Origin of the sequence: Sphingobacterium sp. UDSM-2020 (assembly GCF_016132525.1) — a bacterium.
GTDB lineage: Bacteria > Bacteroidota > Bacteroidia > Sphingobacteriales > Sphingobacteriaceae > Sphingobacterium > Sphingobacterium anhuiense.
Map to the genome: position 1 here is coordinate 3,191,879 of NZ_CP066166.1, position 13,609 is coordinate 3,205,487.

The 13,609-nt window shown below is 36.5% G+C and carries 8 protein-coding genes; 7 read left to right on the plus strand and 1 reads right to left on the minus strand.

Features of this window, described 5'->3' with window-relative positions:
* Positions 1-290: 290 nt before the first annotated feature.
* The 7 genes from JAZ75_RS13525 to JAZ75_RS13555 all read left to right on the plus strand — a co-directional run bounded on the left by JAZ75_RS13525 (position 291) and on the right by JAZ75_RS13555 (position 12,605).
* Positions 291-2,780 carry a hypothetical protein gene (locus JAZ75_RS13525; RefSeq protein WP_208696041.1) on the plus strand — a complete coding sequence of 830 codons (2,490 nt, stop codon included), beginning with the start codon at positions 291-293 and terminating at the stop codon, positions 2,778-2,780.
* A 138-nt stretch (positions 2,781-2,918) separates the two neighbouring features.
* On the plus strand, positions 2,919-6,206 hold the full coding sequence (locus JAZ75_RS13530; protein ID WP_208696043.1) for a SusC/RagA family TonB-linked outer membrane protein: 3,288 nt from the start codon (positions 2,919-2,921) through the stop codon (positions 6,204-6,206).
* Between the two features lie 69 nt (positions 6,207-6,275).
* Entirely contained in the window at positions 6,276-7,985 is a 1,710-nt protein-coding gene (locus JAZ75_RS13535) for a RagB/SusD family nutrient uptake outer membrane protein (RefSeq protein WP_208696045.1), read from the plus strand.
* A gap of 539 nt (positions 7,986-8,524) precedes the next feature.
* Positions 8,525-9,415, plus strand: coding sequence for an aldo/keto reductase (locus JAZ75_RS13540; protein WP_208696046.1), 891 nt, complete (start codon positions 8,525-8,527; stop codon positions 9,413-9,415).
* A 3-nt stretch (positions 9,416-9,418) separates the two neighbouring features.
* On the plus strand, positions 9,419-10,591 hold the full coding sequence (locus tag JAZ75_RS13545; RefSeq protein ID WP_208696048.1) for an enolase C-terminal domain-like protein: 1,173 nt from the start codon (positions 9,419-9,421) through the stop codon (positions 10,589-10,591).
* A 21-nt stretch (positions 10,592-10,612) separates the two neighbouring features.
* Positions 10,613-12,166: an SLC5 family protein gene (locus tag JAZ75_RS13550; RefSeq protein ID WP_208696050.1), complete on the plus strand. Its 1,554-nt coding sequence runs from the start codon at positions 10,613-10,615 to the stop codon at positions 12,164-12,166.
* Between the two features lie 7 nt (positions 12,167-12,173).
* Positions 12,174-12,605 (plus strand): L-rhamnose mutarotase, encoded by a 432-nt coding sequence (locus tag JAZ75_RS13555; RefSeq protein WP_208696051.1) that lies wholly within the window; start codon positions 12,174-12,176, stop codon positions 12,603-12,605.
* Here JAZ75_RS13555 and JAZ75_RS13560 read toward each other — a convergent pair.
* A complete protein-coding gene (locus tag JAZ75_RS13560; protein ID WP_208696053.1) occupies positions 12,602-13,483 on the minus strand; it encodes an AraC family transcriptional regulator in 882 nt (293 codons plus the stop codon). The genes JAZ75_RS13555 and JAZ75_RS13560 overlap by 4 nt on opposite strands.
* Positions 13,484-13,609: the final 126 nt, after the last annotated feature.

Consider the following 13,609-nt stretch of genomic DNA (forward strand, 5'->3'; position numbering starts at 1 on the left):
ATATGAGATTTTGATAAAAATTTCATAATCTGTTACGAAGAAAATTTTGTGTCAATACAATGCTTTAAAGTGATTGTACATGAGATGTTTTGTGCAAAAAAACATAGATAAAAGTCAAAATAATAGTAGCTGCTCAGGCAACATATTTTAATCTTTACAGTATAAAATAAGCAATGGTGTTGTTCATAAACGATTATTGTTTTTTATTAACCATCTATGATTAGAACTTAAAAGACCAACTGTTATAATCTGATAAATAACCAAATTTACTTACAAAGTACTATAAACCAATGAAAAACTATAAAATATGGATTAAATTGTCCCTACTATGTGGCCTATTTATACTTTCCTCTTTTCGTGTAGATATTAAGTTTAATATTGAGACAGACTATTTGAAAATTACTATTGATGATAAAGGAAGTATTACGAGTTTGTTTGATAAATCTAAAGAAAAGGAGTATTTTTCTAATGGACAATCTTCCCCAATATTAAGTCTTTACAAAAAATCAACTTATATCCATCCTGAAAAAGCAGTCTATAATAAAACTGCCCAGACAATAAGTCTATACTATTCAACCAAAAATATTGCAATTGTTAAAATAATCAATAAAGGAACATATCTCCGATTGGAGTTACTTTCTTTAAGTTCTAGTAAAGATATTGAAGCTATAGTTTGGGGGCCCTATCAAACAACAATAAACCAAATAGTAGGTGAAACAGTGGGAGTGGTGAGAGATAAGGAATTTGCTTTGGGTATACAAGCATTGAACATCAATACCATAGAAGGGATTCCTGAAAGTGGAGATAATGCTGGTGGAGGTATGTTTATTGACCCTTTACCAGGACAACATCTGCCCGAATCTTTAAAAGATCAAATAGGCAAAAGGGTTTCTATTGATGTCAATAAGGATGGTGATTTACCGGACTATGTTCGGATGTATAGAGGTAGTATGGCTGTAAAGAAGCCACATGGGAGTGAACTCCGTCTGTTTTCTAGAAATAGAAATATACCTAGAATCATGGGTACGGATGCATCTATTCAGTATGTTCCTGCAATCGATTCCGATTTTTTAGGTAGTGCTATTGCACTTTTTGGTTGTCCTGAGCCTGAGGTCTTGAATGTGATTGAAGCAATCGAACTGGGTGAGGGCCTACCGCGCCCTATGATTGATGGTGTTTGGACTAAAAGATCAAGAAGACCTTCGGAAGCTTATATGTTGTATGAAGGGAATAATATGGATAACTGTTTACATTATGCGAAACAGGCTAATTTCAGATTAATACATATTGGCGATATTTTTGAAAGTTGGGGACATTTCGGATTACGGACTAAACGTTTTCCAAATGGAGTAGGTGATATTAAAAAGTTTACTGCAAAAGCTAAAGATGCAGGTATATCGATTGGTATACATACCCTGACTACTTTTACTGGAGTAAACGATGCATATGTTTCTCCAGTTCCTAATGATAGTTTGGCAAAAACAGGTAGTTCTATTTTATTAAAGGATTTAGGTGAAGATGACCGGGAGCTATTTATAAAAGATCCTTTATGGTTTAACAATATGGGGACAACACATACCATTAAAATTGGGGATGAGTTGATTGCATACAAGTCTGTTTCGAAAGAACAACCATGGCGATTGGAAGGTTTGGTTAGAGGTCAGTTTAAAACGGTTAAGGCAAAACATAAGGTGGGGGTTAAGGTGGATAAACTTGCAAATAATAGCTATAATGGATTTTTACCTGATATATATCTGCAACAGAAGTATGCCAAAAGATTAGCTGAAGTATGTAATGAGACCGGTATAGATCTGATGGATTTTGATGGATTTGAAGGTCTTGAGGCGACGGGGCATGGTACTTACGGTGAGAATAAATTCATATCTGAATGGTATAAGACGTTAGATCGTGATCGTTTGGTTTGTGGCTCAAATACGGCACATTATTTTTGGCATATCTATTCTTATATGAACTGGGGAGAACCATGGTATAGTGGGTTAAGAGAAAGTCAGATCAATTATCGGATTGAAAATCAGCGTTATTTTCAACGAAATTATATGCCCGGTATGCTCGGTTGGTTTAAAATTGATCCAGGTTATCGTCCAGAAGAAATAGAATGGATACAGGCTCGAAGTGCCGCATTTGATGCAGGTTACCTCTTACGAATTGACGAAAGTATTGAAAAAAGCGGTTTTAAAAATCATTTTTTTGAAGCTATCCGAGAATGGCAGAAGGCTAGAAATAGTCGGGCATTTAGCACTGCTCAGATTGAGATGTTTAAAGATCCTAAAAAAGAGTTTCACTTGAAGAAATTGACAGATTCTAGTTGGGAGCTTTATCCTGTTCGTTTGTTAATGGGAAATGAACACAAATTTAGAGAAGTACAGACTGGCGAACCTGTTGCAAGTCATTTTAATATAGAAAATTCGTTCGACGCTCAACCTGTTCAATTTTATATCGAAGCCAATACAATTGAAGGAAATAAAACGGCAACAATAACCAATTTAAAGCTAGAAATAAATAAGTTTCAAGTGATTGAAATAAATGAATCAATTAAAGCAGGTGACAAGCTGATGTGCGATGGCCAGGTAATTTATTTATGTGATGCAACTTGGAACAAGCTGAAAGAGATAAAAATAGGGAGTATGCCGCATTGGGATGAGGGTAAAAATGAAGTTGTGATTACAAGCGATTTTTCAGGTGAGCAGTCTCCTGTTTTAAAGTTTGACTTTAAAACTATAGGTAAACCTGAAGCTGTGAATTCAATAAATGATAAGTAAGCTCATTTTAATAAAATTATAATAAATCTATTTAACCCTAAATCGTTTACATAAAAGTGATCGCCTATGATGAAAACTAATTAAAAACTCTTAGCTAAAAGAATTGATAATATTCTTTTACTAAGAAACTGCTATCCAATGCTAACCATATTAACCTATGAAATTATGAATGAAAAATATAAACTCTACAAACCAAATTTAAATAATGGAATATTGACGATGGGCGTCATGATTATCGCTTCTGCGATACACACGCTGCCTACTTTTGCATCAGCAAAAGTGATAAGATCTAATTCAGTTTTTGTAACAAAAGACCATCTATTTGATTTTAGTATTCAACAAAAAATAGTAACTGGGATAGTTACCGATGAAAAAGGTAACGTTATTCAAGGAGCTTCAATTAGGGTTAAAGGTACAAAAAATGCTACTTTAACGAATAAGAATGGAACTTTTGAATTATCAAGTTTACCTGCAAATGCTGTATTACTGATCTCTTATGTTGGTAAAAATTCAAAAGAGATACCGGTCAATAATCAATCTATTATTGATGTTGTTTTAACGGAAAGTGCCTCCGATTTGGAAGAAGTTGTCGTAGTGGGGTATGGTACACAAAAGAAAGTAAATTTAACAGGTGCGGTTTCCTCGGTGAGTACTGAACAAATTAAAAATATCCCGGCAGGAAATCTGTCTAACTTAATCGCAGGAAGGGCTCCTGGGGTAACAGCCGTTGGAACTTCGGGATTGGCAGGAGCTTCGTCATCGATTCGTATTCGCGGAAGTTTTGCAGAGCCTTTGTATGTTATTAATGGTATCATAAGTGGAAAGGCAGATTTTGATGCGCTGGATGCCAATGAGGTGGAAACGATCAATTTTCTTAAAGATGCCGCAACTGCATCTATTTATGGATCAAAGGCCGGTAATGGTGTTGTACTTGTAACAACAAAAAGAGGTGTAAGTCAAAAGCCAGTATTTGAGTATAAAGCGTCTTTCTCAACCTCATCGCCTACTAAACCTATTCAGGATTATAGTGCCGCAGAAGAAATAGAATTTTTGAATCAGGTTGCTGTTACAAAAGATCAAGAAAAACCTTATGGACAGGATATCATAGATTATTTCAAGGATAAAAGTTATAATATTAACGACTATATCTGGCAGTCTCCAACAGTACAACAACATAATTTATCTGCAAGAGGAGGAAGTGAATCGATCCTTTACTATTTCTCGATGGGTTATCATACGGAAAAGGGGTCCTATAAAAATTTAGGGTATGATCGTTATAATTTCCGATCTGATGTAAGCGCAAAGATTACAGACCGATTTAAAGTGAGTGTAAACTTGAGTGGAAATCAACGAAATTATGATCGATGGTATTGGCCATATGACGGTGAAGATGACTTTAACGTAGGAGATTTTTACCGAGCAACGTTTAACTGGACTCGTCTATATCCTTTTTATGTAGATGAAAATGGCAATCCAACTTCGGATACGAAGGCGTTTCCTGTGGTTCCAGGAGCTTGGCATCCAATTGAGTTAATGGAAAATAGTGGCAGTTATCGCCATAAAAAAAATCGAAATTTGGATGGAATTGTCCGGCTTGATTTAGACCTTTCAGATGTTCTAAAAGGTTTGAGTACCAGCTTGCAAGGACATTATATGGCTTCAGATCGCAACTCAAAAGCTTTTGTTTTGCATAATAAAGCGTATATCTTTCAGTCGGCAAGTACAACAAATAAATTTATTCCGGGTCCAATTGATCCGACTAAGGTAAATATTCATAATCTAAGCTCAACCTATCCCAATATCAATGAACAGGTCAATTTAGATAATTCATATCAGCTCAACTGGAATTTAAAATATGAAAATACCTTTGGTAATCATTTTGTTTCAGCCTTAGGAGGCTATGAACAGGCGGGTGGCAATGGTAAATACTTGACAGGTCGTGCAGATGAATTATTAACGACGAATATAGATCAGATCTATAATACCTCGTCCGATATTTTGAAACGATGGTTTGACGGTAATGAGTCTGAAAGTGCACGGGCTTCATGGATCGGACGCTTTAATTATACTTATTCGGACAAGTATATTGCTGAAGTTTCATTCCGTTATGACGGTAATTATAAATTCGCACCTGGTAAGCAGTGGGGTTTTTTCCCTTCAGCATCAGCCGCTTGGCGGGTCTCGCAAGAGCAATTTATGAAGCAAATCTCCTGGTTAAGTGATTTGAAACTGCGGGCTTCTTATGGTTCTTCGGGTAATGATGATTCTGGCGATCGGCCTGTAGCTCCATTTCTGTGGACTCAAGCTTACACTAAAAGTTCTGGATTTGTATTTGGTTCATCCTTACGTGACGGTTTAACAGCAGGACCAATGCCCAATCCATCTATAACTTGGTCTACTTCTCGTATGTTTGATTTCGGCATTGATTATGGCTTTTTTGGTCAAAAATTAACAGGTGAAATAGACTTTTTCAAAAGAACGCAAAGCGATATTTTAGGAGCAAGACTTGCTTCTACTCCTTCTACTTTGGGAGCTAGTTTACCCGATGTGAATTATGCTGAACGCTCATGGAAAGGTCTTGATTTTTCCGTTAATTGGAAAAATAAATCAGGTAATGATTTTCAGTATTCTTTTTATGCTAATATGGGTTATGCTGTAGATCAATGGGACATAATTGATGAGGCAGCAGCGCTTAGAGATGGAACATATCAAGACAATTGGAGAAGTGCAATTGGTCAACCAGCAAATCGGGTTTATGGTTTAGTCTCAAAAGGAATTATCCGGACGCAAGAGCAACTGGACCAATTACCGGAAGGGTTTATACAATATGGGCGTTCTCCTAAATTGGGATACCTCTTGTTTGAAGATATTAGAGGGGCTAATTTCTCAGAAGGTCCTGATGGTAAAATCGACGATAATGATATGACCTATTTGTCGGATAATGGGTCTCCTCGTATTAACTATGGAATTGGTTTTAACTTTGAATGGAAAAGATTTAGCTTAAATGCGCATTTCCAAGGAGTGGGTGCCTATGATCGAATGGTGAGTACTAGAAATGGTGGTGGTGTATTCCAAAATGACCGTCCTTATTTTGAGTTATGGGCAAATAATTATTGGACTCCTGAAAATCCAAATGCCGAATATCCAAGAGTTTCAGGAGAGTTTCAAGTGGCCGATGTAGGAGGTGGACCATCTACATTTTGGATTAGAAATGGGGCATATATCCGATTGAAAAATTTAGATCTTGCTTATGCATTACCAGATAATTGGTTTAAATCTATTGGTCTAAGTCGTGTTCAGTTTTATTTTAATGCAACAAATCTCTTCTACCTTACTGGACTAAAAGAGCATGATCCGGAACAAGAAACCTTGGATTCTTATCCACTGATGAAAACTTTTACTGGCGGATTGAATATTACTTTTTAAAGCAAATTAACGATGATAACTGTACGAAATAATAAAAGAAAATTTACAATTTTCTTCTCTATAATGACTATGATGGCTATCTTTTCAAGTTGTAGCAAAGTATTGAATGATGTAGATGACTTAAGTCGCTATCCTACTGAAGGAACTTTTGAAGATCCACTCACGGCAACAGCATATTTAAATAATTTATATTCCAGAAGCTTATCGGGTTGGCCTGTGAATAATGGGATTTACAGTGATGAGTCAAAAGGAATTATTGGAGATGGCGCAATTACGACTGATAATGGAACTATGAAATTCTGGCCCTATGCCGCGGTAAGAAGTATCAATATCTTTTTAAAAGAGATGTCGAAAAGTACGATATCAGCTGCGCAGAAAGACCCTATGATTGGACAAGCCAAGTTTTTACGCGCATTCTTGTATTTCAAAATGGTTTATTACCATGGTGGTGTTCCTATCATTGAAATACCTCAGGAGTTGACTGATGACCTAAAAGTGAAAAGAAATTCCACTGCAGAGTGTTTTAATTTTATTATTAAGGATTTGGATGAAGCAGCGAAGGTGTTACCTGCGAAGTACGCAGATAACGATAGAGGACGAATTGATCAGGCAATTGTGAAATCATTTAAAGGGAGAGTTTTGCTGTATAAAGCTTCGCCTCAATTTAATCCAACCAATCCTTATGGAAATGCTTATTGGCAGGATGCTTATACTGTCAATAAGGATGCGAAAGATTTTTTGGATCTGAATGGTTATGGCTTATTGGAAGATTTTAAAAAACTTTTTGAAACTAAAGGACATAAGGAAAATGTGTTTTCAGTAATTTATGTCAATCCTGCGAAAACGAATGGACGAGGAGAGGATGGTATCCGTCCACTTTCTGAATCAAAAAATGCGACAGGAAATGATGAGCCGATTTGGGCAATGGCTGAAGCCTTTCCAATGAAAGACGGAAAGAAACCTGGTGATCCAAGTTCTGCCTATAGCTATAATTTACAGAATTATTGGAAAAATCGTGACCCTCGATTCGATGCAACGATGGTCTGGAACGGTGAGCTTTATGAATTGAGTGGAATAAAAGGACGCCGGCAGTATACGATGGCTGGAATCGCAAAGTCTATGGATGCTTTTGGTTTCGTGATTCAAGGAGAGAATTTTAGTCGTACAGGTTTTTATACGAGAAAGGGCATTATGGAGGAGCTCCCATCTGCACAAGTGACTTTGAATGATGTCGACTGGCCAGAAATTAGGTATGCAGAGGTCTTGTTTAATTATGCTGAGGCAGCTAATGAAATAGGAAAACCAGCTGAAGCGTTAGCAGTTTTAAAAGCTATCCGTCATCGTGCGGGTATTGAGTCGGGAATAGATGGAATGTATGGCTTAAAAGTGGGGATGAGCCGTGAAGAAATGCGTACCGCATTACTGGATGAGAAGTATGTCGAATTCATGTTTGAAGGAAAGCGATTCTGGGATTTGAGACGCCATCGTTTATTGCATAAATTGGATGGTATGCATAAGTATGGTCTCATGGCAACAGCTGTGAACGGACGCACCGTGGAAGAAATAACGGCTGATGATATTCTGAAAGCTAATCGCTTTGAATTGTTGCCGGAGCATTTTACGTATAAGGTAGTCGAATTGATTACAAATGGACCTAAGGCAATGGTTATGCCTGAAAGTTACTATTTTTTTCCTATCCAACTGTCGAATATTAATCAAAATCCAAATTTGGAGCAGAATAAAAATTGGGGTGGGGACTTTGACCCGACTTTACATTAATCGTTTTTTAGAAATAGTTTAACTTAATTAAAGCCACTTGAATTCCGTTAGTCTTGAAGAGATTCGAACTAACGGTTTTTTTTGAAATTTTGTAAAATTTGCAAATAAAATACTACAAAAAGTCAAGTTTCGGGTAGTTTTGAAATGTTAAATATTCCAATTTTAAATTATATAGAAACAACATATAAGAATCATAGTGTGATTTTAAATTTATGAAACTAGCTAGATAAAAAAACACCTGTTAAAAACATTATGATTGGTACAACTCTAAAATTATTTAAACCTTATGAGCTATAATTTCTATAAAATTGAATGTATTAAAAACAGAAATTAGTTTGTTGTCTTAGGGAAGAAAACATCTGTTTTGGATAAAATACTGCTGGTTTGGGTGAATATTTAATTGGACTTTTATAGTTGAGACATGTTGAATGTTTTACAAAATTAAAGATATAGCTGAACTCCATACAATATAATAAGGGATGCAGAGTTGGAGTAGACAGTGAAATGCTTTAGTATTTTTTGAAAAGAAAAATTTAGAAATGTACAATCTGGGAATAGATAAAATAATATTGGGAACTGCAGGTTTGGGTGGTGTATGGGGAAATGTCAGGGCTGAGGAATCGATCGCTACAATTGAATATGCCATGTCGCATGGTATTAGTGCAATAGATACTGCCCCAGCATATGGAGATGCTGAACAATTTGTAGGGAAGGCGCTCGTACATTGGGAAGGTGAATTACCTAAGATTAGCACTAAAGTGGGACGGCTAAAAAGTTATAAGGCCGATCAGGCAACATATGATTATTCTGCAGATGGAATGAAAAGAAGTGTGGAAAATAGTTTAAAAACGCTAGGTATTTCGAATATTGATGTACTTTTTTTACATGATCCAGCAGCAATTCCTACTGAAAAAATCGAAAATGTTGTTTCGCGAATGCGATATTTTAAACAAAATGGCCTTGCAAAGAAAATTGGTGTTGGGGGTAATTTACCTGTTGCATTTGCACCATACCTTGAAGATGATGTATTTGATGTTATCATGGAATATAATAGGCTTAACGCTTGTTGTATTGATGCGCTTCGTACAACTATACGAAGTTGTGAAAATACCCATAAACACTATTATGCGGCTAGCCCGCTAAATATGGGACTATTAGGATGTAACTTTCAAGAATTTTTAAACTTTCCCCCAAGTTGGCTCGATACGAAGAGTATAGAACAAGCCCAGAAGATAGAGGCAATTGCGCAACGATATCATATTCCCTTAGACGTATTGGCCTTACGTTTTATATGCACAATCCCTGCTTCATTTAAAATGGTGCTGGGGGCAGCAGATCATGAACAACTTAAGAGTTCGCTCCATGCGATCGAGTCCGGTATTTTGCCTGCAGCTATTTATAATGAAATCCTTCAAACCTTTAAAAAATAATAAATGAATGAAATAGATGATGAAATTTTTAATGTTCAAAAAATTAGCATTAGAGTTTTAGAGCCAGTGGCTAATGTCACCCCCTTTCAGGATGCAACAATGGGTCCATTTCAGTCTTTTGGCTTATCCATTATCAGAATAGAAGATGAAGATGGCTATATAGGAGAGGCACCGGTATACAATAGCTACACCAATATTTTAGAGACTTGCTTATTTCCAATTTTGTTTCACTGTAAAGGTATTCCATACAAAGAGTTTTTTCCGAAATTATATTGGTCAATTCGAAATGAAGGATTTAAAGGAGCGGCTTCAGCCTTATTGGGGCAGGTAGACATGGCCCTATATGATCTAGCTTCTAGACGTAAAAAAATTCCCTTGTACCGATATATCGGCGGTACTCGAAATACGGTTAAAATATATGGTAGCGGTGGCGGAACGAACTATACTTTACAACAGTTGGAAGATGAAGTACGTGTGTTTTTGGAAGCTGGTGTGAATTGCTACAAGATGAAGATCGGAAAAGATTTTGGAACAAATATCAGTGAAGATATTGAACGCGTAAAACATGTGCAACGTCTGGTGGATAATAAGATGAAGGTCGCAGTGGATGCCAATCAGATCTGGTCGTGTAAGGATGTGTTTAAATTTATTGACGCTATCGGCGAGCAAGCGCTATGTTGGATAGAAGAACCGATCCATTCTGCCGCATACGATCAGATCGAAGAGCTTTGTAAGCAAACCTCATTGACTGTCGCTTATGGAGAATCGGAAAGGACTTCAAAAATTTTTCCTATGCTGGCTAATTGTGGTGTTGGACATCTGCAACCGGTACCGACTCAGTTCGGAGGAATGAAAGAATGGATGGAGGTACGAGATTTATGTAAATCACGCAATTTACAGCTTTCTTCTGGAGGTTATTCTTTATATTCGACCTTCCTAATGACTACTGCCGATGATAATGGAATGATCGAATACCTCTATTCGCTGATGTTTGGATTAGAAAAGTATTTTTTGATCTGCCCTACTTTAAGCAATGGACAGTTTCATTTACCTGAATCTGAAGGATTACCGGTACGGATAGATTGGGATTATTGTTATAAAGAAAATAAAGTAATAAGGGAACAGATATGGGAAAAGCATCAAGTCTCGAATTACAATCCATTAGTAACGATGTAATAAAATAAAAACAACCATATTGTGAGCTTATCATTCAATTATATTGATTATTTAGTTTTAGGATTATACGCGTTAATCTTATTATATGTTGGATTTCGTTTTAATAAAAAGGAAAAGAATCAGCAGGATATATTTTTGGGTGGACGCACACTGAAATGGTGGCAGATCGGTTTTTCTATTTTTGGAGCTAATGCTGGTCCTATGATGTTGATCGGTTTTGCCAGTATAGGTTTTACACATGGTATTGTTGCCAGTAATTTTGAATTATTGGCCTGGGTATTTCTGATGTTGCTCGCGATGGTTTTTCTTCCCTATTATTTAAAAACCAAGATCAGTACAATTCCGCAATTTTTAATGATACGTTTCGGTAAGCGATCTTATAATTTCTTGATTGTATATAGTTTGATCTCTATTTTGGTGGTTTGGTTAGGAAGTGCACTTTATGCAGGCGGCTTGCTCATATCTGGAATATTCGGTATTTCGTTATTTACTGCAATCGCAGTGATCGCGGTTATTGCAACAAGCTTTACGGCAATTGGAGGGTTGAAAGCAGTGGTACGGACCGGAGTATTTCAATCTGTTATCATTATCATCTCTTCTGTTATACTTACCTTTTTAGGGTTTCAGAAAATTGGTAGTGTTGACGCATTGGTAAGTCAAACACCAGAATCTTATTGGAAACTTTTTCTGCCGGCCTCCAATGAGGCATATTCTTGGGTAGGAATTTTATTAGGTTATCCTGTCGTCGCAATTTACTATTGGTGTGCCGATCAGACAATTGTTCAGAAAGTGTTGGCGGCTAGAGATCTGAAAGAAGGTCAGTACGGTGCTATTTTTATTGGAACCCTAAAAGTGATTATGCCGATTATATTTATCCTGCCGGGTATTATGTGTTATGTTTTGTTTCGAGATACAGCGCCTGATAATGCTTATATCACAATGATCAAAGAATTGATGCCCCACGGTCTTCTTGGTTTAAGTATTGCCGCATTGATTGCTTCGTTGGTCGATACTGTATCATCAAGCTTGAATTCATTTTGTACTGTTTTTACGTTGGATGTTGTCCAGCAATTTAAGGTGCTTAATCGGGAACAGCAGGTCAGGATGGGTAAATGGGTTACGGTGGTCGCAGCGATTGTTGGGGTAGGTATTGCACTTTTATTTTCGTATTCCGGTAAAGGATTTTTCGATCTAACACAAGGATTAGTGTCCATTCTTTCGCCACCGCTCGCTGTGGTTTTTCTATGGGGCATTTTTTGGAAGCGTATTAATGGTAAAGCGGCTGAAATCGTACTCTACGGTGGAGGATTCATTTGCTTGGTGCTAGGGGCTTGTCATGTACTTAATTATCCTTATGAAGGATATTGGCCTCATTTTTTAATGCTTTCTTTTTATATTTTTGTAGCATTGAGTGTCGTTATTGTTACTGTAACTTTATTAACAAAGTCTGAAGTTAAGACGGAAATCCCTACATTATTGGATGTTAAAGATAAAATGGGCAGTTCTAGTTCTATTTGGTGGACATGGGCTGGCCTTGCAACGGTTATGATGGCGATATATATTTATTTTAATTGATCTAGTTATGAAAAATTTTAGGATAGGTTTTGTTTTATTATGTAGTTCTATCTTATTTGTCATGTGCAAGCAACCTGAAAATAATCAGGGCTCTACAACATTTGAAGAGAAAGTATTTGTTGTGAATACAGTTGATAATGATGAAAAGCTACAGGAATATTTAACATATCATAAGCAGGTATGGCCTGAAGTTGAAGCTGGATTTAAAAAAGCGGGCTATAAACGGATCACACTTTATCATTTTAAAGATCTCATTGTAATGGCGATATCTGTACCTGTGGGTGCTGATCTAGATGAAATGGGGAAAATAGCTGAAGCCCATAACCCCAAGTGCGCATCATGGAATAAGTTAATGAATACCTATCAAAAGGGTGTCAATGGAACAGAAGAAGGGGAAAAGTGGGTAGAGGCTTTGCCCTTCTATGAATTTAATAATTAAAGTGTTTCAATCTCGGCTGTAATTTTGTATTTCTTGGCAAAATCTCGAGGTGAACTACCCTTGACATCTTTAAAATGCTTGTTGAAGTTGGAAATATTATTATAACCACTTTTATAGCAGGTTTCCGTGATGTTGTAATTTCCTTCCATTAATAATTTGGCGGCATGCCCGATACGTATTTCCTTGATGAAATCAACTAATGTCCGGTTAGTCTGCATTTTGAAAAATCGACAAAAAGCAGAGGTGGACATTGGTACGACAGAAGCCACATCCTGAAGAGAAATATCTTCTTTAAAATGCTTAAATATATAGTCGAATACACGATTAATTCGATTGGCCTCAGTCGAAGTTTCGATAATATGAAATGAGGGTGATGATAGCGTTTTACATGTAGACGATAAAGCCAATTTGTCCAATAGTTGTAACATTAGAACTGCGCGTGTAAGTCCAGTGGCAGTCAACATTTGGTATAATATTTCCTTAGCATCAACCACAATTGTACCAGTGAACAATACACCTTTTGATGCATTTTCGAAAAGTTGATTCAAGTGTACTGCTTCAGGTTTTGTCAATAGATCTTTTCCGAGGAAATCGGGATAGAAATGTACAATTATAGCATCAGCAGGACGCTTGCTATTTATCGTATTGTAATATTGCCAACAATGTGGCAAATAGCTTCCCATAAGTACGAGTTCGTCACCCTTGAAATCTTCAATATGGTCACCTATAAAGCGTTTTCCTGTACAGTTTTCCAATAAGGCAATCTCGAAATTTACATGCGATTTTAAGGAGGTATATTTCTTGATTTCTAATTCTTCTGCACGAATCGTAAATGATTGATCTGGCGGAAAGGTGAAATTTTCGTAGATGTGCTGCATAATGTTAGTAATAAATTCTGGTAGAAGAGCAGATTTTATAACGGGTTATTTTCTTAGTGTACCTAAAGATATATAAAAAATGTAACTAAATAAAGTTGATCTGCTTAAATATAATTGTGCGCAAAA